The organism is Paenibacillus sp. E194, from assembly GCF_000935845.1.
In the GTDB taxonomy this organism is placed as follows: domain Bacteria; phylum Bacillota; class Bacilli; order Paenibacillales; family Paenibacillaceae; genus Paenibacillus_B; species Paenibacillus_B alvei_B.
Window position 1 is genome coordinate 1 of record NZ_JMDX01000048.1, and the last position, 22575, is coordinate 22575.

Here is a 22575-nt window from a genome sequence, read left to right on the forward strand (position 1 = left end):
ACTCCTCCGATATAGGTCTGAATGGCGCCGCCCCTAATATTCGGGACAGGAAGCTTCTCCGTACAGATCATTAAGATGTTCATGCCGTATGCTTCCTCCTGTCTTATCCCGTTTTTACCGGAACGTGATTTTTTTCTAGATTTGCGTATCGCTGCTGAACGGGAGATCCGCTTCTTCCGACCTGCGAATGTGCGGGACAACTTTGTTTTCTTGATTCGGCGCAGGATGTAAGATTTTTGGCGGCGCTTGCGGCGAATAGCAAGACGTCTTCGCGTAAGCACTCTTCTTGAGCGGTGACGGCGTGTTCTTCTACGCTTGCGGCGAATAGTTCTGCGGCGGCTAGCATAAATCGCTCCAGGCGTACGAATGAGGGTAGGGAAGAGTAGAGGCGCTTCATTAGTGGAAGCGGCAACGGCTGTCTCCTCGGCGTGTAGCTGTTGTGCAGGGGCATCTTGAGGGACAGTTGCGTCAATTTCTTTAACTGGTAAAAGACTTGATGCTTCATTCTCGAATTGATCAACGGCATTAGGTAGTAGAGTAGATATTGCATCAGATGCAAGTTCTCCGTCTGGCTGTAGAGCAGGATCAGATGGTTGTTCGGGCAGCGAAGGAAGCTTGTCGAATACAAGTTCACCGTTAGGATATTCGATACCAGGCATGGTAAACTGCCACATTGATGATTCGGGAACTTGCGAATAATCTCCGGGTTCATAATTTTCGATGTCGCCAGCAAGCTCGTTTAGGGCCTGCCATTTGGTGCTTTCTGTAGCAAGTACACGTTGCAGGATACCTTCCAATTCCATACTCATGAAGGTGGTTGGGTCAAATACGATTTCTTTGACATGCTTATAGAATTCGTTCGGGAACGCCATATCCAAGCAGAGCAGCTCGAACGTTTCTCTATCCATTGGGTTCGCTTGATGATAAGCGCCTATCATTCCGCGAATCCAGGTTGTATCCCAATAGCCCATATCATCCATCGTACTTGTAATCAGTTTGCGTAAATCACGAAAAGGAAGGTCGTACGCGACTCCATCCAAGTCAATAACCCATATTCCACCTGGGCCCATTTGGCCATTAGACCATCCGTAGTCTTGATGCACTAATCCCCAATAGGGTTCTCCCATTGCCACCATTTTGAAGTATTTCGATACATTCAGCAAACGATCTAATGTCTCTTTGGCCTGAGTTTCGAAACTATCTACGACTTCGAGCAGTTTCTGACTGACAGGAAATTCGGTATAAACGGCGGCAATGTCACGGAACCAGCCAATTTTGGCGATGATCTTCTCATAATATGCTGGCCAAGTGTATAGTCTTGAGGACTTGCCCGCACCTGAAGGAGGAATGTATCCTTTCGAGAACTTATGGAATTCACCGAGACCGTAGCAGAGCAGAGCCGCTCCCTCTAAGTCAACCTTCGACACAGGCTGCATGGGCTCAATCCAGTCCGTTACAATCCACAGCTTTCCACCAGTCTCAACATAGATGTCGTTCTCAATCGTCTGGATGAGGGCAGGCACGCGAGCACCTTGATCAACCAGATATTGCTGTGCACCGATGCTGTACAGACTGCGAGCAGGAGTACGATGAAGGACTTTAAGGCTGCGTGGCCCATGATTCGTTTCAATTCGCCAGATCGCACCGCCCTTGTCAGGTTTAGAGGTAATCAGCACCATGCTGGTCACTTGCATATCATATTTCGTTATCACATAACGTGCTGCTTCTTCAACCTCGGGAGGCACATATTGTTCCAGAATCGTGCCGGGTGGTACGGTATCAATAAGATGTTCCCACGGTTCTATATGAAATTGAACCAACGGCATTCCCTCCACATCGATTTAGTCACGCTTGGGAAATAGTAATTGACGATACACATTCAGCATTTTACTTGTGATTTGTGCGACATGGAATCTTTGCATGACGAACGATCGTCCGGACTGAACCATCGCGTTCTTTTCTTCAAAGTCCATATTCCAGATTCGTTCAATATGTGCCGTCAATAGTCCCTTCGGTACGGAATTGGCAGCATGGTGATCCCCGAACCAAGAGTTCCACGCTTGTTCATAACAACTTGCATCTACAACCCCAAGATAACCTTTACTCCCCGAACAAATAAGAGGACGTTGGCAGGCCATTGCTTCTAATGCGATGCGCCCCGTACCGATCACACAATCGCTTATGGCGTAACAAGCCCTCATATTCAGCATTTCTCCCGGATAGATGATGAAGGAATCCCCAGCTTGATGACGTTCCTTTTTGACGAGCTTCTCGACTTGTTCTTGATGGATCCCGCCGCCTACAATCAGAAGAACGATAGAGCTTCCTGATTTTTTGCGAAGGGCAGATGTCGCTTGGATGACGTCTTTGCATATATCAGCCTTCTCCCATGTTAGACGGCCTACATACATGACCACGAAGGAATCATCCGGAATGCCCAGTTTGCTTCGCAAATACTTCTGATAGGCTTCGGGATAGCTGCTGAATTCCACTGCATCGAGTCCATTCGGGATAAGATGGGACGTAATGCCATCCATGTTCAGTGAGTGCTCGATCGCTGGGCTGACACTTACAAAAGTGGCATTTGGCTTCAACTTCTGCATGTGCGACGCATCATAATAACAGCCATGAACGGTAAAGACAAAGGGGATGTTCATCTCTTCAGCTGCGCGCTTAGCAAGCTCTCCAGAAGGGTATTGATGCGCATGTATAATTTGGATGCGTTCCGTGCAAATAATCATCTTTAATACATCGAGATGCAGCTTTGCATTTTGGACATCAGGCTCATAATTATCAAGCACGAAATCAACCTCATAGTACGGACAGCCGAGACCAATGAAGGAATCCATTATCTTGCCTCGCTTGCCTGCTACCGCTACGACTGCCCCGCTCCGAATAAGCTCTCGCGTCAATGAGAGTGTGTAAGTCTCGGTACCTCCAATATTGAATTGATCGATAATCATTAATATACGCGGCGGCCATTGTACAGGAGGGGGGCGATATAAGGGGGCAGCAGGTTCTGAAAGGGTAACCGAAGTAGAGTGTCGTATGGTATTGATAATCTTATTGCGTCTAGGATTTTCGCGCTTTCTTTGATTCTTTGTTACATTCGGTGTCCGTTTTTTTCTCTGCATTGGTTCACGCCCTTTATAAGGGGATTAGCGTATAGTATTATTCATATGTCATAGGAACAAAAGTGAAAGGTACAATCGTATATTTTGGAAATTGCTCTGCTTATTCCACCATTGTAATGCCAAAACTGAAGTAGTTTCGAATATAGTGAATAGCAGAGTCTACTTGCTTAGTGTTAAGCAAGAAGAAGGAGATGTGAGTATGGATGCATCACTCGATATGATCACAGACGAATCGCTGCGAACAGCAGCAGCCATCGATTTCGTTTGTCAACATTTCTCCTTAGGGGAATTGGTAGGCATAGGAGATAGGTTAAAAGGCTCATATAATATTAATCTGAAAATAACGACAACAAATGGTGAATTCGTTGTACGCTTTATTAGCTCATCCGTAAGTGAATCTCACCTTCAATATGTCTCAAAGCTGCTTGCGAAGCTAGAGAATGAAGGAATTCCTGTACCTCTTCCTGTACAGGATGAGAAGGGTATGAGCTTTGTAGAGCTTGATGGGAAGCGGGTTCAAGTTACGCCATTTGTACAAGGTAGATCGTTCTTGTGCCGGGAGCAGCAAGTGCATTCGAGTGCAAGTATGCTTCGGAGATTTCATCATATTCTGGGAGATGAGCCGCCGGGACCACTTCCTGAGTGGTCATTCTACCATAAGAGCAGCGATTTAAGGGAACGGTTGAACCGGCTTCGAGAATTGCCGACAATTCCTAGCAAGGAGCATGCAGAAGTATCGCGTGTCATGAACCGAGTACTTCATAAATACGACAAAGATGCATCGTTGCTGCCTCGGACAATCATCCACGGTGATTGGCATTTCTGGAATCAGAAGTACATTCGCAATGAAGTGAGCTGTGTGCTGGATTTTGATTTTGTACGGAACGGAACACGCCTCTTCGACATTGCCTATTCGATATGGGTAATCTACTTATTGCTGCCGAATTATGCGAGTACCTTCGACGCCAGTTTTCTGGATGGATATGGGAAGCTGTCCGATATTGAGATATACTTACTCCCTGCTGCTGTGTCTCGAATCAGTTTGTTTTTCCTATGCCAATCCATTCATTCCGCAGAACCCGCTGTAAAATGGAAGCATCAATATAGGAAGCAGATGCCGTTTCTGGAATGGATGGAGAAAGAGGGGAAGTCTAGGATTCGAAGCTTGGCTTCAGCAGTTCAAGCATAGGTAGACAAATCCGGTCACAGCGCACAAAATGGACAGTACTCGTTACATGAAGCGAATACAGCTTAGCTAAGCAGGTGGTTGATCATTATTCAATGCCTGCTTAGCTCTGTAATTGTAGTGAGGATCTGTTACAATGGGAGGAAATGTTACCATTTCACAGGAGTAGATCGCATGAGAGAAATTACGATACTTATTGCAGAGGACGAGAAGGAAATAGCTGATTTAATCGCTTATCATCTTGAGAAGGAAGGCTATCATTATATCATTGCGTCAGATGGTGAGGAAGCAGTACATGCTGTTCATCGCCATTCCATTGATTTGGCGATACTCGATATTATGATGCCGAAGCTGGATGGCTATGAAGTTACCCGGCAAATCCGAGAACAGAACCATATGCCCATCATATTTGTAAGCGCCAAGACAAGCGACTTGGATAAAATCACGGGTCTGGTTAGAGGAGCGGATGATTATATGACCAAGCCGTTCAACCCCATGGAGTTGGTTGCCCGGGTGAATGCACATCTGCGGCGAAGCATGCAGTTCAATTCTTCTGCTGAATCAGCTCGCAATGTACTGGAGACAGGCGGACTTGTTATGAGCCTAGAGCAGCGTTCGGTTCGACTGTACGATGAACCGATTGAGCTTACACCGAAAGAATTCGATATCTTGCACCTGCTCGCGAGCTCCCCGAAGAAGGTATTCAGCTCGGAGCATATTTTTCAACAGGTGTGGGGCGAAGCTTATTATGAGAACGCGAATACGGTCATGGTGCATATTCGTACACTTCGCAAAAAGTTGAAAGAAGATACCGCGAAAAAACAAATTAATCAAAACAGTCTGGGGAGTAGGTTACACGTTCAATGGGTAAAATCATTCGAAGCTTCCGTGCTAAAATGCTGTTCCTTTTGGTGTCAGTATCCTTCTATCGGGAGGAATCATTTTCTTACTATACAAACTTCTTCAGATGTATTATCACACCATGAAGTACGAACATCCATTAAACTCCGTTCGATATTTCATTAGGGATATAGGGGATGTTAATTTCTTTTTACTTATTTTCACACCGCTTGCTGTTTTGTTTTTCTTCTTGTTTACGAAGCGGTATGCAGCGTACTTTAACATAATTTCCGATGGGATTAACCAGCTTGCCAACGGAGATTTCACAAGTCCAGTACATATCGATTCCAATGATGAATTCGGGGTTATTGCGAAAGACATTAACTTGGCCAAGATTAAGCTGCAGCAGGCGGTGGAGAGAGGAGACTTTGCTGAGAATAGCAAGGATCAATTGGTCATGAATTTGGCACATGATTTGCGTACTCCACTAACGTCTATCCTTGGGTACCTGGATCTCATTCTTCGAGATAAAAAATTAACTGAAGAACAAATCAACCATTACACGGATATCGCTTATACCAAATCGCAACGATTGGAGAAACTCATCGATCAGTTATTTGAAGTAACGAGAATGAATTATGGTACAACGGCCATTGAGAGGCATCGAATGGATGTAAGTGAGCTTCTCATGCAGGTTACCGAGGAACTATATCCCGTTCTAGAGAAGAATGGTTTACAGGTTCGATTGAATATACCGTCACACATGTTTATTTGCGGAAATGGAAAGATGCTGGCGAGAGTATTCGAGAATCTACTGTCTAACGCGAATCGCTACGGAAGTGATGGGAAGTTTGTAGATATTCAAGCCCAAATCGTGTTGAATGAGGTGATTGTGAAGGTCATTAATTATGGGGATCCGATCAAGCCAGAGCATATCCCTCATTTGTTTGACATGTTCTATACCGCTGATCAAGCCCGATCCCAGCAAGGGGATAGCACAGGCTTAGGCTTATTCATTACGAAGAACATCATTTCACAGCATGATGGAACGATATCCGTTCAGAGTGATGCGGTACGAACGATGTTCGAAGTGCGCTTTCCTTCTCATAATGACGATTCTCTTCAAGCTTCACAACGTTAATTTAAGAAAAATTTTATTTTTACCCCACTTTTTCTTTAAACAGTTTGTTCTATTCTAAGTGCAGGATAGGAGAAACGTTGAGAGAAAGTGGGGATTTTCATGTTTATGTGGATGGTGCATACCACGTAGAATCTGATATTGACTTCAAATGCTTCATGAATCATATGGGATAGGAATGATGTGGGGGATGTGAAATGACAAAATGGTTGCGCAAGGATACACCTGTAGCTTTCATGTTTCTTTTACCTAGTGGATTAGGATTTGCGATATTTTATTTCATCCCTTTTGTGAAAGGGATCATGTATTCATTTCAGAACAACGCTGTTCAAGGACAATTTGTTGGGCTTGACAATTATCGCGAACTGCTCGATAGCGACTCTTTTCGCAAAGCATTTTTACATACGACTTATTTTACCGTTATAAGCGTTCCGATCCTAATAGTGCTTTCCCTAGGCATCGCTATTTTGTTGAACAAAAACATCTATTGCCGAAACCTTTTGCGTACAGCCTATGTACTGCCGCTCGTCGTTCCTACGGCGTCTATCGTGCTCATTTGGCAGATCCTCTTTGACTGGAATGGATCTCTTAACGCTTGGTTAGGCACTTGGATGCTTGAGCGCGTGGATTGGATGAAGACTGACGCAGCTCGCTACGTAATCATCGGTGTATACATATGGAAAAACATTGGCTATAACATGATTCTATTCTTGGCAGGCTTGCAGCAGATTCCGAAGGACTATTATGAGACGGCCTATATAGAAGGGGCAGGGCGCTTCCGTCAATTCAGAAGCATTACCCTCGTGTATCTAACACCTACGATGTTCTTCGTAGTCCTCATGTCGATCATGAATTCGTTCAAGGTATTTCGGGAAACGTACTTAGTTGCCGGCGACTATCCGCATGACAGCATATATATGCTGCAGCATTATATGAACAATATGTTTGTGTCCCTGGACATACAGAAGCTTACGGCAGCGGCATCATTAATGGCAGCTTGCATCTTAGTCATCGTACTCGGGATGTATTTCATAGAGCGTCGTGTTCGACATTCGTTGGACTAAGCAACAGATAGAGCATCAGACATGAGAAAGGAGGTAACGAGATCAACGTATGAGAAGAATACAAAAAAGCGTGATGACGGCCATTATGGCAGTGTTTGCCGGATTGATATTGTCACCAATTGTGATTACATTCACAAATTCAATAATGACAGAACAAGAAATTGAAATGAATTATGGATTGATTGGCCATGTAGGTTCAGCTGTATCTGCTTCTGCCCAGCAGTTCGTGAATTTGAAGCTGCTGCCGGATCTAGTGTCCATAGAGCAGTATTCCATGTTATTGATACAGAACTCGAAATATATAGCTATGTTCTGGAATTCTGTATTTATGGTGGTGCCGATTATCGCTGGTCAAACCTTAGTTGCAGCTCTGGCCGCATATGCATTCTCCAAACTGCGTTTTCGTGGTCGCGAGCTCCTATTTCTTGTTTACCTGTTCACGATGCTAATGCCTTATCAAGTTACGCTTGTTCCCAATTATATGATGGCCGATCAACTTGGATTGCTGAATCATCCTAGCTCGATTATTCTTCCTGGGATATTTGCCGCCTTCGGTGTATTTATGCTTCGCCAGTTCATGATGCACATTCCGTACGATTACATCGAGGCGGCTAAGATTGATGGAGCTGGTCACCTCCGAATTTTCTGGTCGATTATCGCACCCTTAATCAAACCAGGAATAGCGGGCCTTGTCATTTTGCTATTTGTGGATTATTGGAACATGGTGGAGCAGCCTCTTATTTTCCTGGACGATGCACTTAAGCAGCCACTCTCCGTTTATTTATCGAGCATCAATACAGGGGCGCTGGGAGTCGCATTCGCTGCTTCGATGCTGTATATGGCCCCCATGGTGCTCTTGTTCTTATATGTGGAACCTTACTTTATCGAAGGTGTCCAGTTGTCAGGCATCAAGGGATAGATTGGTTTGAAGGGAGTATTGAAAGTGGGGAGTGAAGGACAAGTCGCTGCTACAGAGAAAAAGCGTCAACGAACGATAGTCATCTTGTTCGGGTTATTTATCGGACTGTTAATGTTCTGTACCCTATTCAGCAATACATTGGAATCGTTAACGCTCCCCAAGGTTGTTACTGAGAAAGCGCTACTTGGGAGCCTTGATTATAAGCTTGAAGCAAGTGGTATCCTGCGGCCTGTGTCTGAAGTGAAACTAACGAATACGGTTCCATGGCGGGTTAGTAAGATCTACGTGAAAGAAGGAAGCTACGTCCAAAAAGGGCAGACGCTGCTGACATATGACAGCAGTTCTGCCGAGCAAGAATTGCAAGATGAGATTGCCCATCTGGAGAAGCAAAAGATTGAGCTGCAAACCTATCAGGATCAATACATTCAATCTGCGACTTCCGAAGGGGATGACATGAAGCTGCGCGCCGCGTCGCGCGAAATACAAACACGTCGTCTGGATTTGGGGATACAAACTCGTAAAATTAACGAATTGAAAAAGAAGTTGGAACAACAAAAGGAAATCAAAGCTCCGTTCGATGGCATTGTGACGAAGATTAACGCAGTAACAGGCGTGGTGTCTTCTGGGGCGGCGGATATCATTCTAGCCAATAGCAGCCGTGGGTATCAGTTGGACATTACGATTGATGCTGAATTGTTGAATTTACTCGCGATATCGATAGGGGAGAAGATGCCGGTTGAAATAAAGGGAGACAAAGATAAAGCGAACAAGGTACAAGAGTTTCAAGCATTGATTATGGATATCGTCGACAATGAACGGCGATCAGCAGCTGCTGATGATCTTGTGACAAATGCGAAATCAACCATTGCACAGAAAACGGTTCGTCTCCAAATGGTGAACTCCGCTTTGAAAGGCGGCGAGGAAGGTCGTGTACATATTACGAAGCGTTCTCATGAAGAGGGAATTCTCATTTCGAATAAAGCGATTCATCGTGAGCGAGAAGGACTGTACATTTATGTAGTTGAAGAGCAGTTGGGGCCGCTTGGAAATGTGTTTATGGCACGCAAGGTGCCCATTACCTCTAGTGAAAGCAATGACAAAGTAACGTTAATCACATCAGGAAATGTCTATGAACAACTAATTATCGTAGACAGCAGCGAGCCTTTGCAAGATGGCAATCGAATACGGCTTCAATAGTTGTGAAGTATGAATGAATAGAGGAGAGATCTAACTATGAAAAAGCGGATTATTATCATTTTCACTAGTTTGTTGCTCGTTACAATGACAGTGGCATGCGGTTCATCGAATGAAGGGGACAAGACGAACAAAACGAAGGAAGGCAAGACGATCGTAACGATGTCGTTGTTCAATCCAAATTCCTGGTATGCATCTGCAATAAAGAAATTTGAGCAACAGAATCCAGACATCGAAGTTCGTTTTCAATTGTTTAAGCAAGAAAATGAGAAATGGGAGGAACAAGATGACGATAGGTATGTGCAAAAAATCAATACGGAGCTATTATCTGGCGCAGCGGCGGATATCATTGAAGTAGCCAACCTGCCTGTCGGGAAATATGTCAATAAAAAGCTGATCCTCAATATGAATGACTTTATCAAAAAAGAGAAGCTGCTGGAAAAGGGCGATTTGTACCCGAATATCGTGGATGAGATGGGGATCGATGGTGGGCTATATTCGATGCCGCTCAGCTTACACCTGCATACCTTCCTAGGGGACGGCAATATACTAGAGAAGGCTAACGTTCAGATAGATGATCAGAAATGGACATGGCAGCAATTTGAACAAGTAGCGAAGCAGATTATGAAGAGCAGGGATGAAGGCGATTCCCGATATGCATTGGCGAACACACCGCCTGAGGAGCAGCTGCTTGACATAGTCATCGATCAGTCTTCCGAGTTCATCGATCGCAGCAATCAAAAGGCTAACTTCGATTCTCCAAGCTTTATTACTCTTATGGAGCAAATCAAGAGCATGTATGATCATCAAGTTGCTACTTCGAAAGAGGCAGGTTACGGAGAACAGTTGTTCAGTTCGATAAAACTGGTATCTCCTCCTGACTTTATCTTTTGGCCCCATACGCTCTATAAAAAACCTGTGTTGCTGAATAAGCCGCATGCTGCAGGACAGAAAAGCGGAGTTTCTTTTTCTGCCCCAAAACAGCTTGCAATTTCATCCAAGTCGGATGTTTCTGAAGAAGCTTGGAAAATGATATCCTTTTTGGCATCTGAGCAAGCGCAATCTATGCCAGAGAGAGGTGGGTTTTCCGTACTTGCATCGGTGAATGAACAGGAGCTTAACTATTACCAGAAGCAAGTGGACAGTGGAGAATTTAAGCTAGAATCGGGCCAAGCTGTTAAGGCGACAGAGGGATATTTCATAAAGGCCAAGCAGCTGCTGGCAGCAGCGAGCGGTTATCGGTCTGGTGACGACAAGCTATACTCGATTGTCGGGGAAGAAGCAAAATCGTATTTTGCTGGTCAAAAATCTGCCGAAGAAGTAGCTAAATTGATAGATAATCGGGTAAATACCTATTTGAATGAGTAAGGAAGAAGAGAGGACGTGCAAAGCGCGATCCTCTTTTTAATGTTGCGCATGGTATACGCTATAGACATCTCCATTGTTACGGGTACTAACCTCTGAACAGGCATCTTTCATCAATGGATGCAATCTTGGGTGGACGGGGGATCGGTTGCCAGCATCTAGCCAACTGCAAAAGTGTTGTCGGTTTTGACAATTTGACACTAACCTTTATGTAAGTACCTGAACTAAAAGTGCGTACTTACAAATGGATAGTTTACATCTTATACTCAAGAGGCAAACCAATCTATGGAGGTCAAATCGATGAAAACACTTGTTGTCTTAACTCATCCTAACTTAGAAACGTCCGTTGTCAATAAACGCTTGGCCGAAGAACTTAAGAAGTACCCAGACCAATATACAGTTCACGAATTGTATAAGGTATACCCGGATGGGAACATCGATGTTCAGCAAGAACAACAGTTGATTGAATCTCATGGCAATCTTGTCTTACAGTTCCCAATCTATTGGTTTAATTGCCCGCCTCTTGTTAAAAAATGGCTTGATGAAGTATTTACTTATGGTTGGGCCTATGGTTCTAGTGGCGATAAAATGAAAGATCGCAAAGCTGCATTGGCTGTATCTGCCGGAATTAAAAAAGAGGACTTCGAGGAGGGGAAATATCGGTATACATTCGAGCAAGTATTATCCCCATTCGAGTTAAGCTTTCAATATTGTAAAGCAGACTATCGCTCGTTCTATGCGTTTTACGGGGCGGAATATGAGCCTTCTGCAAGCAAGCTGGATCAGGGGGCAATTGAATACGTGAAATTCATTGACAACCTGTAAGTTATTAATTCAATCCCGTCTAATAGAAAAAGAAGTATTTCCTCATGCAGGAGATACTTCTTTTGCATTATGAATGTTCCACAGTTTCTTCAATAGTAGATATTCTGTTCTTCTCTCCCCAATCACACATCATATCTACTATAGGGATGAGCGATTGACCACGTTCCGTTAAGGAATATTCCACTTTTGGCGGCACTTGTGGATATTCTTTGCGTTGGATAAGGCCATCCGCCTCCATCTCTTTTAACATAACGCTTAATGATTTGAATGAAATGGTACCGATGCTTCGCTTCAGCTCATTATGCCGCATGACCTTGTGCTCGGATAGCCAATACATAATGATCATTTTATATTTGCCGCCAATTAAGGACAGTGTATAGCCAAACGGGGTGTCTTTGACATCCACGCCGGTAGGAATACATGGTTCTTGCACAAACAACACACTCCTTCGTGAATGATGGTAGCATAAACAAGATGTATCGTAGATTAATCATCAAACCGCAAAGTGAAGAGGATCGCCTGCTCGACTTTGCTTAGTGATTCCTGTGAGAAATCTGCAGTAATCATGCGATTTGTACTCGTCATTTGCATGCCCCATACCCGAACCGTACCCTGTGCAATAAAGGATTGAGGCTCATGATAGGAAATGATCCCCCGTCCCATCATCTTATGATCTGTTGGGGGCGAAAGGCCGTACAAGGTTGTACCAGATTCTTGGACGATGCCAATCTTGATATGATTCATATTGTCCTGTCCTAAGCCAGCAACGGTATCAATGGATATGATAAGCTCAATCTCTTTCCGCTCCTCCTTATTAGGTGTGAAGAATATATCGCCAAGGCCGCCGACGGATTTTACTTTTTTACCATATTCCCAAATCTCAATGTCCAAGTTTGCTTGCGTTTTTTTGCCACTGCTATCATATCGCAAAGTAAACGCCCCTGTCATATTGCCGAGGAAAGGCTTTAATTTAGCTGCCTCACCTTGAAATGGATCTGTAGGAGTTAAGGTTATCGTTGCGGGAGTATTAATCAGCTCAGGTACGGATGATCTCGGTATACAGCCTGTTATCAGAGACAAAATGAAGAAAACAATTGCCGATACTCGGTAGTGTTTCACCTCGATCCCTCCTTCGCGTTTACTATACCATAATGCAAGAAGACAAATAACAATAAATACCAATAACCAACAAATAAAACGGGCTGCTTGTATATACCTCAGAAAAGGGGACAACCCTTTTTGTTGAAAAATATCCAATTTCATGGATCAGAATTGCATGCCGAACACGGATAATGCCTGCATAATCGAAGCATCATGTTCATAAGGATCAATGGAATCGTTGCCAGTTCCTTGAGCTGTTAACCAGGTAACATTATATGTACGCAACATCTCATTAGTGTTGTTCAATAGGGTTCAGAGAAGGGAGAGGTGGAATCATGGGTATACATGATGCGAAGCAGATGCATATTCCGCAGCCCATTCGCGAAAGTGATGGTGCAGGGGCAACTGATCTCGGTCCACGCGATGTCATGCGGGATATGGAAAATCCAGATATGCTTGTTCCTCCGATTACGGATGCAGGACTTGTTCCGAATTTGAAGTTTTCCTTTTCCGATGCACACATGCAGCTGAATAAGGGTGGTTGGTCGCGCGAAGTCACGGTAAGAGAACTGCCGGTAGCGAAGACACTTGCAGGTGTCAACATGCGGCTTACTCCCGGTGGGGTAAGGGAACTGCATTGGCATCAGCAGGCAGAATGGGCGTTCATGATCCTAGGTAGCGCCCGAGTTACTGCGGTAGATCAGAACGGTCGTAATTTTATCGCAGATGTTAGACCTGGCGATCTGTGGTACTTCCCTCCCGGCATTCCACATTCCATTCAGGGGCTAGAGGAGGGCTGCGAATTCCTGCTCGTGTTCGATGACGGGAGTTTTTCGGATCTAAATACCCTTTCGATTTCCGATTGGTTTGCGCATACGCCGAAGGAGGTATTATCAGCTAATTTTGGTGTGCCAATAAGTGCATTTGAGCACATTCCTTCCGATCAGGTGTACATTTATCAATCTCAAGTACCAGGATCGATTGAGAATCAGCAGGTGCCTGATCCTTACGGGACAATAGAGCCGGGTTTCGTACATCGTTTGATGGCTCAGCCGCCAATCACAACTCTCGGCGGGACAGTTCGCATTGTAGATTCAAGCAATTTTCCAGCTTCACGAACGATAGCGGCTGCACTTGTCGAGATTAAGCCTGGCGCCATGAGAGAGATGCATTGGCACCCTAACAATGATGAATGGCAATATTATCTTACCGGACAGGGCAGAATGACTGTCTTCTCGGGGAATGGTGCGGCACGGACTTTTAACTATCGGGCAGGGGATGTCGGATATGTTCCTTTTGCATTTGGACATTATATTCAGAATACAGGGACAGACAGCTTATGGTTCCTCGAAATGTTCAAGAGTGATCGGTTTGCAGACGTGTCTCTCAATCAATGGATGGCGCTTACGCCGAAGCAGCTCGTCCAATCGAATGTGAATGCTTCGCCTGAATTAATGAATTCCCTGCGAACTGCGAAGTGGCCAGTCGTGAAATATCCTGGAATACCGCCAGTTGTCGAGCAATAAGTTAGGTGTACACAAAAGATAATATATGGAAAAAATAATGGGGAAGAGGAGGACTCATTTGGGTGTATAATGCACATGAGACAGCAGGAAACTGAAGCCTGTATCATGTGTAATGTACACCATTTTTATTGACGCTATTTTCTTTATTTGATCAATCGGTGATTGTAAGAAGGTAGAGGAGAACGTATTTTTTGAGAATTCTTCTTACATAGAAGGAAATAAGAGGAGGAGTATATATAAGATGCATTCAGAATCGGAAGTTACAAGCATGATTTTCGGCTTGCTGCAATCAACGTCTATTTACGATGATTCCTATTCCAACATGGTCACACAACCGTTTCAGCCCAATTATTATGGTGATCTAACTCCTTGTGTAAGGATAAGAGATACTGCGTATGAGATTGTGATGTATGAGAGAGGCGTTCAAATGCTATGCAAAACAACGAAGGACGTCGAAGATGTGATTTATTGGGTCTTAGAAGATACGATTCATACGATCTCCTATGTGAAACTACTGAATAAATATAAGGTAGACAATGTGAAAACCCACTTATCTTATAGCAAAGAGATCAGGAGTGAGCATACAACTATGATCGATCAAGCGTTTCAAGACATAGGAGGCGTTTACTTGGAGTGGCATAAAGCAGGAAGGCGAGCGCAATTGGAATCATAAATGTACTTCAAATATTAAAATAATGGGATACATAATACGAACAGCCAAGCCTATGGGAAGGGATTCATTCGGCTTGGCTGTGTTTATTTCTTTCATTATTCAGATTTATTGTCTACATTCGGATCCGGTACATACGTACTCTTATAGTCTTTGTATGTAACATCTGTCACCATTCCTGCCGAAGCATGATGCAGGTCATGGCAATGGAACATCCAATCCCCGGGATTATCTGCTTCAAAAGCGATAACATACTGCTCACCGGGTTTAACGTTCAATGTATCCTTGACGACAGGAGAGCCTTGTAAAGGCTGCCCGTTTCTGCTCAATACCTGAAAGAAATGTCCATGCAAATGCATGGGATGATCATCGGTTGGCGATTGATTGATGAAGGTAACCATGACTTTGTCACCCTTGGCAACTTTGATTTTGTCGGCGTCCGGAAATACCGTGCCGTTAATGGTATAAACCATCTCGCCATTTCGCATTTCTGTGTTTAATTTCATTTTAACCTGCTGATCATACTTCTGATCGAGTGTGAATGCCGCTTCCGCCATCTTGCCATACGCAGCGAGATTGAACTGAGGCAGAGTTTCCGAGGCATCGGATTTGGCAGCCTGCTTCGTGAAGTCCTCATACTGAATGACTGCCCGCATATTGTGAGCTCGATCCTCTTTGCTGTGTTCATCCAACAGCCACGTACCGGGGTTGTCAGCAACGAACTCAAGATCATATCGTTCGCCAGGCGCAATTGATATCACTTGATCTTGAATGACAGCCGGACTGTTGACGGGTTGACCATCCATTGCGATGACCTTGAATTCATGCCCTTGCAGGTGCATCTGATGTGAGAGATATCCGGCATTGATTAAGCGAATCCGAACCTTTTCTCCTTGCTTGACCATGAGTGGTACTATTGCATCGCCCGATTTTCCATTCATAGTGAACAGGTCATACATGCTCATATCATGACCACCCATTGACATCGTTCCATGATCCATGCCACTCATGCCGGAATTCGACATATTCATCTTGGAGTGATCCATGCCTGACATATCTGATTGATTATTCGATTGATTTTCATCTGCTCGCTCCGTATTCATCTTTCCCGTGCTCATCCATTCATCCAGCACAAGCGTATAATCTCGATCAACTTGCTCCTTCGGATCTTCGACGATGAGCGAGCCATACAGTCCTTTGTCTACTTGATTTACACTGTCTTGATGTGAATGGTACCAATACGTTCCCGGAACCGTTGCTTTGAACTCATAGATGAAGGACTTCCCAGGAACAACAGCATCTTGGGTGACGCCAGGAATACCATCCATACCATTGGGAACGGGATATCCATGCCAATGGATCGATACAGGCTCTGGCAATTCATTTTCTAGCTTAATCTTGACAGTATCGCCAACCATTACCCGAATCTGCGGCCCAGGAACAGAGTTATTAAATGTCCATACGGGCAGCACCACCCCATTGGATACTTCCAAGTTACTTGGTTGAGCAGTAATGGTTAGGGATGTGCCATCTACGGTAGGTGTAGTTGAGGTACGCTTCACTGCTTCTTTTTCTGTATCTGTGTCTGTATTCGATGCAAGATTCGACTCTTGTTTGTTCGACATTGATGCATGATCCATGTTGGTATGATCCTTGGCAGTTCCTCCGTTCCAGCATCCACTTGCTAGAAATGCAATTATCCCGGTGACGACCATGGTTTGGAGCATCCGATTCCGAGTTGAGAATAAGTTTTTCAATTCCATGCCTCCTGAATTATCATCTTGTAGAACACAGTCTCAGCATAGACAGCAAATATGGAGAAATGATGGAGATTCATAAAAAACACAAATTTATGCAGTATTGTGAATATACAAAGCTTGAACATCGAGGAGGAGACCATGCACAGCGGCAAAATTTTGGTCGTGGACGACGATTGGAAAATGAGAAATTTAGTCCGCATCTATTTAAAAAAGACGGATATGATGTGACTGAGGCAGTGAGTGGAGAAGAAGCGCTTCAATTGCTGACGGAACAAGCCTTTCACTTGATCCTGCTGGATATTATGGTGAATAAGGCAGGACTTGCTTACAATCCGATTCAGACGATCCGGGGAGTGGGCTATCGATTCTATCGAGTAGAGATCACGATCGCGGGATTATGGGGGTTCGGGCCTAGGGCTTGCCATTACGAAAAAACTAATTGAGCTCCATCATGCCCGCATTCACGTATCCAGCCAAGTCGGAATTGGCTCAACTTTTGAAGTACATTTGCATCAGGAAAGTAGATTGTTGAAGGAAGCTATTGATTTTCATTGATGAGCTTCCTTTTTTGCCTTATAATAATGATAATCATTATCACATATACAGATTTGAGGTAAATACATCCATGGATGAACTGTTGTATGATGTTCGGTAACATGCTGGGGAAGGAGAGAGAAGCGGAACAGTGGATTGCTCACATGTTCAAAAAGTAGAATTGACGAAGGAAAGACGCAGGCATTAATGGACATTTCGAACGAGACGGTTCATTCAGGAAGTCGATTCCGGCTTTGAAGAACCATCGAGTCTATGATGTGGATGGAAATGTAATAAGTGATACTGAGAATTAATCTCATAACTATATCATAATCAGCAAGGGTGGCATGTATGGCTCAAGTGGCTAAATCGTATCCATTACAAAATGATGCAAGTGATGTTACATTTCGTTCGCGTCCACTGGCAGCATCATTCATTCTCATTGGCGGTTTGTTCGCATTAGTGTTCGGAATCGCCATTTCAGTTTCATTCGGTGCGGCAGATATTCAGCTTGCGACCGTATGGGAAGCGGTCTTCCGTTTCAATCCGGAAGTGACGCAGCATCAGATTATTCAAGAAATTAGACTGCCGCGTGTATTGGGCGGGGCAATGGTAGGAGCCTGCTTCGCTGTTGCTGGAGCTATTATGCAAGGCATGACTCGCAATCCGCTGGCGGATTCAGGCTTGCTTGGCCTGAATGCGGGTTCAGGGTTCATGCTGGCCATATGCTTTGCATTTTTTCCAGGTCTGCCTTATATGTATTTAATTTTGTATTCTTTTCTTGGCGCAGGCTTGGGCGCAGGGCTCGTGTTTGGAATTGGTTCATTAGCTAGGGGAGGACTAACCCCTGTTCGAATGGTATTGGCTGGTGCGGCACTTAGTGCTCTCTTATCCGCATTGAGCGAAGGCATCGCATTATATTATCAAATTGGTCAGGACTTGGCTTTTTGGTACGCTGGCGGAGTAGCCGGCACGAAATGGCCGCAGCTAGAAGTGATGTTCCCGTGGATTGCAGCTGCTCTTGTGGGGGCGATTGTATTATCACGTTCGATTACAATGCTCAGTCTTGGAGAGGAGATCGCCAAGGGACTCGGTCAGCGTACACGCTTCGTAAGACTGGCAGGTACAGTCATCGTGCTTGTTTTGGCTGGTGCGGCCGTATCTGTTGTTGGAGCTGTTGGCTTTGTAGGCCTGATTATTCCACACGTTACCCGTTATTTAGTCGGCGTGGATTATCGCTGGATTATTCCATGCTCGGCCTTGCTTGGCAGCTTGCTGGTTGTATTCGCTGATCTTGCTGCTCGCATGGTGAATCCGCCATACGAAACACCTGTTGGGGCATTAATCGCTTTAATCGGTGTACCCTTCTTCCTCTTCTTGGCACGTAAGGAAAGGAGAGGATTGTAAGCGATGACAGATCTATCTATATCGATGATTCAAAAACGAAAGAAGCAGCGAAGCATCGCGATTATGATCACGGTAGCCGTGCTAATTGTCATTATGTTCATCATCAGCATGAATACAGGATTTATTCGCTTATCCCCCATGGATTTGCTGCGCACATTGTTCGGTTCAGGAACGAAGAAAGAAGCGCTAATCCTATTTGACTTCCGATTGCCGCGCATCGTCATCTCCTTGCTTATCGGTGCAGGTCTGGCGGTATCCGGCTGTGTCATGCAAGCTATATCGCGTAATGCGTTGGCTGATCCGGGCATTTTAGGCATTAATGCGGGCGCTGGTCTCGCCGTAATGTTGTTCATTTCGTTTTACCCGTCAACTGCACAGGCTCCGATCTATTTATTGCCTATATTCGCGTGGCTTGGGGCTGGACTTACAGCAGCGCTCATCTGCTTGCTATCCTTCAAACGACATGAGAATATATCGCCTACGCGATTACTGTTAACTGGTATAGCGGTAGCTGCCGGTATCAGTGCAGCTATGATCGTACTGACATTAAAGCTTAGTCCCGAAAAATATCAAACGATGGCGACATGGCTGGCCGGAAGCATCTGGGGAACGAATTGGAAGTATGTACTTGCACTTCTTCCGTTCATTGTCGTGTTATTACCCTACATATTCTACAAAGCTCGAATCATGAATGTTCTAAACTTGGGTGAACAGACGGCAACTGGGCTGGGAGCATATGTATCGAGAGAACAAATTTTGCTGTTGGCAGCGGCAGTAGGATTGGCAGGCTCATGTGTGGCGGTAAGCGGTGGCATCGGCTTTGTTGGGCTCATTGGACCGCATTTAGCTAGACGACTTGTGGGCCCCAAACACCAACTCCTTCTGCCGACTTCGGCTTTAGCCGGTTCCTTGCTTGTGATTACGGCAGATACAATTGGACGATGGATATTACAGCCATCAGAAGTTCCCACGGGAATTGTCGTCGCTGTAATCGGCGCCCCTTACTTTCTGTATTTATTAACTCGCTCGAAAGCATAAGGTTCACCAGCCGAGATCATGACAAATTAGGTTCCGTGCGAGGTTCTCTCCATTCTTTCGGATCAGGTCAACGGTCAGTTTCCATCCGACCATTTGCCTGTGGTTGTAGACCTAACATGGCTCAAATTTTCCATATTCATACGATAGAATACAGGCCGCCTCAGCGCGGCTTTTTTCATGCCAATATAGAATAGTCCTTGTTGTTCTGAATAACTTACTAACCCTGATACATAATATCGATGATTATATTGTCTCGATAACGGAATAACCTACAACCATAGCGAGGTGCATCATGAAAGCCGTAACGTATCAGGGAGCAAATTCAATCGAAGTTAAAAACGTAGATGACGCAAAGATCGAAAAGAAAGATGATATTATCGTGCGGATTACAAGCACATCTATTTGCGGATCAGATCTTCATTTATATCAAGGAAATTTCCCACTGCCAAAAGGCTATATCATCGGTCACGAACCAATGGGAATTGTAGAAGAGGTAGGATCGGAAGTAACGCGAGTGAAAAAGGGGGATCGTGTTGTAATTCCCTTTACTGTAGCATGTGGTCAATGCCATTACTGCACGCACAATTTGGAGAGCCAGTGCGATAATAGTAATCCCCATTATGATTCGGGCGGCTATTTCGGATATTCAGAGAAGTTCGGCAATTACCCCGGCGGTCAAGCGGAATACCTTCGAGTGCCATTTGGCAATTTTACGCCGTTCGTTATCCCCCCGTCCTGCGAGCTTGCAGATGAGTCGCTTCTATTCCTGTCGGATGTGCTTCCGACAGCCTATTGGAGTGTGGAACATGCAGGTGTTAAAGCAGGCGATACCGTAATTGTACTTGGATGCGGCCCTGTAGGATTGATGGCCCAACGCTTTGCTTGGATGAAAGGAGCCGAACGCGTCATTGCTGTTGATCATCTTACCTATCGAATGGAACGTGCCAAGCACATAAATCGTGTCGAGACGTTTGATTTTACGAAGCATGATGATATGGGGGAGCATTTAAAGGAAATTACACATGGTGGAGCCGAAGTAGTCATTGATTGCGTCGGAATGGATGGGAAGAAATCAACACTTGAATATATCGAGCAAAAGCTGAAGCTGCAGGGGGGAACGCTTGGTCCGATCCAAATATCGACGAAAGCGGTCCGCAAATGCGGCACAGTCCAGATAACGGGTGTATACGGAGGCAATTATAATTTGTTTCCGCTCGGTGCCTTTTTTGCAAGGAATATTACACTAAAAATGGGACAGGCACCAGTGATCCATTATATGCCGGGACTGTATAACAAAATAATGGAGGGCAGTTTTGATCCCACAGCCATCATTACGCATCGAATGCCGTTGGATCAAGCAAGCCATGCATACCGTATTTTCAATAATCATGAGGAAGAATGCGTAAAGGTCGTATTAAAACCATAAGTGTTCTTAAAGATGTACCATTACCTCGTTTAAATCCGTTTTATTTATCGGAATTAGAGAATAAAAGGTTTGAGGAAGTGTACAATAAATCTAAAATGACGTGGAGATCCCACGGAGGTGTGCCCAAGTGCAAGCTGACAAACGTTTTGACTTATTAGCACTTTCATCAATCCCTTTGATAATGACTTTAGGCAATTCAATGCTAATCCCTGTATTGCCTGAAATCAGGAGACAGTTGAAGGTTAGCTCATTCCAAACAAGCCTGCTCATTACCGTATATTCCGTAATGGCGATTTTCCTCATTCCCATTGCCGGCTATTTATCTGATCGAATTGGGCGCAAGGCAGTCATTATTCCCAGCCTTATCATAACAGGCATTGGAGGTGGTGTGTGCGGCGCAGCAGCGGTCTGGATGGATCATTCCTATTCTGTCATTTTATTGGGAAGGGTTCTGCAGGGAATTGGTGCTGCTGGAGCAATGCCCATCGTTCTGCCGTTAGTAGGGGATATGTTCAAAAGCGATAAAGATGTTAGCAGCGGTCTCGGCATTATCGAAACGGCCAATACATGCGGTAAAGTATTGAGCCCTATTTTGGGAACAGCCCTGGTAGCAATCGTTTGGCATCTTCCTTTTTGGGCCATTCCGGTAATGTGCCTAATTTCGATCTTGCTCGTCCTTTTTTTGTTAAGCAGCCCAAAGAATCTGATTCTGATTTCGAACCAATACCCGTCCGCAACTTTTTAAAACAAGTGATTCAGTTGATTCGAGAGAATTCGCGTTGGCTAATCGCTATATTTGTCATCGGGGGACTCGGCATGTTCATGCTGTTCAGTTCGTTATTTTACTTATCGGAATCGCTGGAAGACAAGCATGGGTATAAGGGAATTGTAAAAGGTTTGCTGCTCGCAATACCGTTGGCTGTATTGAGTACTTCCTCTTTTATTGCTGGAAAATGCATAGGTAGTAATAAAATCGCGATGAAATGGATCATTGTGTGCGGATTGGCCTTAACAGCAATAGGACTTGGCATGTGTATACTAACGAAATCTGTTGTACCTTTGTTCATTTGGCTAAGCGCTGCTTTCCTCGGAATAGGAGCATCTTTACCATGTCTCGATTCCTTTATAACCGCAAGCATTGAGAAGAAGCATAGAGGTACGATTAGTTCCTTGTATAGCAGCATGCGCTTTGTCGGCGTGGCTGCCGGCCCAATGATAGCAGCACTGGTGATGAATCATACAAAAATCAATTTATTTCTGATTTTATGTGCCTGTGGGATAGCTGCTGCACTTTCCGGCTTGTTTGCAATCAGAGCTTCAAGCGGTTCACAACAATCGCAAGGCTAACTCTGTACGGCAGTTGTTTCTCGGCGGAGCTAGCTCTCAATCGCATTCAAAATTTGGGGATATTTGAAAAGCGGAATGTTTTAAATCTTGATTAATATGTA

20 protein-coding genes and 2 pseudogenes are annotated in these 22575 nt (G+C 44.6%); 17 read left to right on the forward strand and 5 right to left on the reverse strand.

What is annotated here, in order from left to right; all coding sequences use genetic code 11:
• Together AZ66_RS09150 and AZ66_RS09155 are read right to left on the reverse strand one after the other, a co-directional pair.
• The coding region (locus tag AZ66_RS09150) for a CotS family spore coat protein (RefSeq protein ID WP_231586794.1) at nucleotides 1-1820 on the reverse strand (1820 nt) is incomplete at its 3' end.
• A gap of 21 nt (nucleotides 1821-1841) precedes the next feature.
• Nucleotides 1842-3134, reverse strand: a complete 1293-nt coding sequence (locus tag AZ66_RS09155; RefSeq protein ID WP_036620026.1) for a glycosyltransferase — start codon at nucleotides 3132-3134, stop codon at nucleotides 1842-1844.
• Between the two features lie 199 nt (nucleotides 3135-3333).
• Between AZ66_RS09155 and AZ66_RS09160 the strand changes: the two genes are divergently transcribed.
• From AZ66_RS09160 to AZ66_RS09195, 8 genes and pseudogenes are all read left to right on the forward strand, one after another.
• Complete coding sequence (locus AZ66_RS09160; RefSeq protein WP_044354569.1) at nucleotides 3334-4323, forward strand: phosphotransferase enzyme family protein; 990 nt, start codon at nucleotides 3334-3336, stop codon at nucleotides 4321-4323.
• Nucleotides 4324-4494: 171 nt separating this feature from the next.
• A pseudogene (locus tag AZ66_RS09165) lies at nucleotides 4495-5191 on the forward strand (response regulator transcription factor).
• Nucleotides 5184-6301 (forward strand): annotated as a pseudogene (locus AZ66_RS09170) (ATP-binding protein). Before AZ66_RS09165 ends, AZ66_RS09170 begins: the two co-directional pseudogenes overlap by 8 nt.
• 194 nt (nucleotides 6302-6495) lie before the next feature.
• Complete coding sequence (locus tag AZ66_RS09175) at nucleotides 6496-7362, forward strand: carbohydrate ABC transporter permease (protein WP_044354570.1); 867 nt, start codon at nucleotides 6496-6498, stop codon at nucleotides 7360-7362.
• A gap of 49 nt (nucleotides 7363-7411) precedes the next feature.
• The gene (locus AZ66_RS09180; RefSeq protein WP_044354571.1) at nucleotides 7412-8281 is read left to right on the forward strand and encodes a carbohydrate ABC transporter permease; all 870 of its coding nucleotides are present in this window, start codon (nucleotides 7412-7414) and stop codon (nucleotides 8279-8281) included.
• A 24-nt stretch (nucleotides 8282-8305) separates the two neighbouring features.
• Nucleotides 8306-9478 carry an efflux RND transporter periplasmic adaptor subunit gene (locus tag AZ66_RS09185; RefSeq protein WP_044354572.1) on the forward strand — a complete coding sequence of 391 codons (1173 nt, stop codon included), beginning with the start codon at nucleotides 8306-8308 and terminating at the stop codon, nucleotides 9476-9478.
• Nucleotides 9479-9514: 36 nt separating this feature from the next.
• On the forward strand, nucleotides 9515-10843 hold the full coding sequence (locus tag AZ66_RS09190; protein ID WP_044354573.1) for an ABC transporter substrate-binding protein: 1329 nt from the start codon (nucleotides 9515-9517) through the stop codon (nucleotides 10841-10843).
• A 297-nt stretch (nucleotides 10844-11140) separates the two neighbouring features.
• The gene (locus AZ66_RS09195) at nucleotides 11141-11665 is read left to right on the forward strand and encodes an NAD(P)H-dependent oxidoreductase (protein ID WP_044354574.1); all 525 of its coding nucleotides are present in this window, start codon (nucleotides 11141-11143) and stop codon (nucleotides 11663-11665) included.
• A gap of 67 nt (nucleotides 11666-11732) precedes the next feature.
• On the opposite strand, the gene AZ66_RS09200 is transcribed toward AZ66_RS09195, so the two are convergent.
• Nucleotides 11733-12098: a winged helix-turn-helix transcriptional regulator gene (locus tag AZ66_RS09200; protein ID WP_021260178.1), complete on the reverse strand. Its 366-nt coding sequence runs from the start codon at nucleotides 12096-12098 to the stop codon at nucleotides 11733-11735.
• Nucleotides 12099-12151: 53 nt separating this feature from the next.
• The gene (locus tag AZ66_RS09205) at nucleotides 12152-12784 is read right to left on the reverse strand and encodes a hypothetical protein (protein ID WP_044354576.1); all 633 of its coding nucleotides are present in this window, start codon (nucleotides 12782-12784) and stop codon (nucleotides 12152-12154) included.
• A gap of 317 nt (nucleotides 12785-13101) precedes the next feature.
• On the opposite strand from AZ66_RS09205, the gene AZ66_RS09210 reads away from it, so the two are divergent.
• Both AZ66_RS09210 and AZ66_RS09215 read left to right on the forward strand, forming a co-directional pair.
• Entirely contained in the window at nucleotides 13102-14292 is a 1191-nt protein-coding gene (locus tag AZ66_RS09210; protein WP_156159937.1) for an oxalate decarboxylase family bicupin, read from the forward strand.
• Nucleotides 14293-14533: 241 nt separating this feature from the next.
• The gene (locus AZ66_RS09215; RefSeq protein ID WP_197081684.1) at nucleotides 14534-14965 is read left to right on the forward strand and encodes an Imm63 family immunity protein; all 432 of its coding nucleotides are present in this window, start codon (nucleotides 14534-14536) and stop codon (nucleotides 14963-14965) included.
• A gap of 95 nt (nucleotides 14966-15060) precedes the next feature.
• Here AZ66_RS09215 and AZ66_RS09220 read toward each other — a convergent pair whose 3' ends face one another.
• The gene (locus AZ66_RS09220) at nucleotides 15061-16602 is read right to left on the reverse strand and encodes a multicopper oxidase family protein (protein WP_156159938.1); all 1542 of its coding nucleotides are present in this window, start codon (nucleotides 16600-16602) and stop codon (nucleotides 15061-15063) included.
• A gap of 182 nt (nucleotides 16603-16784) precedes the next feature.
• Here AZ66_RS09220 and AZ66_RS33515 point away from each other — a divergent pair, with 182 nt between their 5' ends.
• From AZ66_RS33515 to AZ66_RS33295, 7 genes are all read left to right on the forward strand, one after another.
• A complete protein-coding gene (locus AZ66_RS33515; protein ID WP_331436889.1) occupies nucleotides 16785-17165 on the forward strand; it encodes a hypothetical protein in 381 nt (126 codons plus the stop codon).
• The gene (locus AZ66_RS33520; RefSeq protein WP_331436891.1) at nucleotides 17161-17277 is read left to right on the forward strand and encodes a hypothetical protein; all 117 of its coding nucleotides are present in this window, start codon (nucleotides 17161-17163) and stop codon (nucleotides 17275-17277) included. The genes AZ66_RS33515 and AZ66_RS33520 overlap by 5 nt, the downstream gene beginning before the upstream one ends.
• 330 nt (nucleotides 17278-17607) lie before the next feature.
• Nucleotides 17608-18663: a FecCD family ABC transporter permease gene (locus AZ66_RS09230; protein ID WP_044354582.1), complete on the forward strand. Its 1056-nt coding sequence runs from the start codon at nucleotides 17608-17610 to the stop codon at nucleotides 18661-18663.
• 3 nt (nucleotides 18664-18666) lie between these two features.
• The gene (locus AZ66_RS09235; protein ID WP_044354583.1) at nucleotides 18667-19701 is read left to right on the forward strand and encodes a FecCD family ABC transporter permease; all 1035 of its coding nucleotides are present in this window, start codon (nucleotides 18667-18669) and stop codon (nucleotides 19699-19701) included.
• Between the two features lie 292 nt (nucleotides 19702-19993).
• Nucleotides 19994-21127, forward strand: a complete 1134-nt coding sequence (locus AZ66_RS09240) for a zinc-dependent alcohol dehydrogenase (protein ID WP_044354584.1) — start codon at nucleotides 19994-19996, stop codon at nucleotides 21125-21127.
• Between the two features lie 127 nt (nucleotides 21128-21254).
• On the forward strand, nucleotides 21255-21872 hold the full coding sequence (locus AZ66_RS33290; protein ID WP_197081685.1) for an MFS transporter: 618 nt from the start codon (nucleotides 21255-21257) through the stop codon (nucleotides 21870-21872).
• 14 nt (nucleotides 21873-21886) lie between these two features.
• Nucleotides 21887-22474, forward strand: coding sequence for an MFS transporter (locus AZ66_RS33295; RefSeq protein WP_197081686.1), 588 nt, complete (start codon nucleotides 21887-21889; stop codon nucleotides 22472-22474).
• Nucleotides 22475-22575: the final 101 nt, after the last annotated feature.

What these genes read in the sequence shown, in the direction of transcription:
- AZ66_RS09160 (WP_044354569.1), top strand. Translation starts at nt 3,334, where the DNA reads ATGGATGCATCACTCGATATGATCACAGACGAATCGCTGCGAACAGCA.
- AZ66_RS09155 (WP_036620026.1), bottom strand. Translation starts at nt 3,134, where the DNA reads ATGCAGAGAAAAAAACGGACACCGAATGTAACAAAGAATCAAAGAAAG.
- AZ66_RS09190 (WP_044354573.1), top strand. Translation starts at nt 9,515, where the DNA reads ATGAAAAAGCGGATTATTATCATTTTCACTAGTTTGTTGCTCGTTACA.
- AZ66_RS09195 (WP_044354574.1), top strand. Translation starts at nt 11,141, where the DNA reads ATGAAAACACTTGTTGTCTTAACTCATCCTAACTTAGAAACGTCCGTT.
- AZ66_RS09220 (WP_156159938.1), bottom strand. Translation starts at nt 16,602, where the DNA reads ATGGATCATGCATCAATGTCGAACAAACAAGAGTCGAATCTTGCATCG.
- AZ66_RS09210 (WP_156159937.1), top strand. Translation starts at nt 13,102, where the DNA reads ATGGGTATACATGATGCGAAGCAGATGCATATTCCGCAGCCCATTCGC.
- AZ66_RS33515 (WP_331436889.1), top strand. Translation starts at nt 16,785, where the DNA reads ATGATGGAGATTCATAAAAAACACAAATTTATGCAGTATTGTGAATAT.
- AZ66_RS09180 (WP_044354571.1), top strand. Translation starts at nt 7,412, where the DNA reads ATGAGAAGAATACAAAAAAGCGTGATGACGGCCATTATGGCAGTGTTT.
- AZ66_RS09230 (WP_044354582.1), top strand. Translation starts at nt 17,608, where the DNA reads ATGGCTCAAGTGGCTAAATCGTATCCATTACAAAATGATGCAAGTGAT.
- AZ66_RS09235 (WP_044354583.1), top strand. Translation starts at nt 18,667, where the DNA reads ATGACAGATCTATCTATATCGATGATTCAAAAACGAAAGAAGCAGCGA.
- AZ66_RS09175 (WP_044354570.1), top strand. Translation starts at nt 6,496, where the DNA reads ATGACAAAATGGTTGCGCAAGGATACACCTGTAGCTTTCATGTTTCTT.
- AZ66_RS09215 (WP_197081684.1), top strand. Translation starts at nt 14,534, where the DNA reads ATGCATTCAGAATCGGAAGTTACAAGCATGATTTTCGGCTTGCTGCAA.
- AZ66_RS09240 (WP_044354584.1), top strand. Translation starts at nt 19,994, where the DNA reads ATGAAAGCCGTAACGTATCAGGGAGCAAATTCAATCGAAGTTAAAAAC.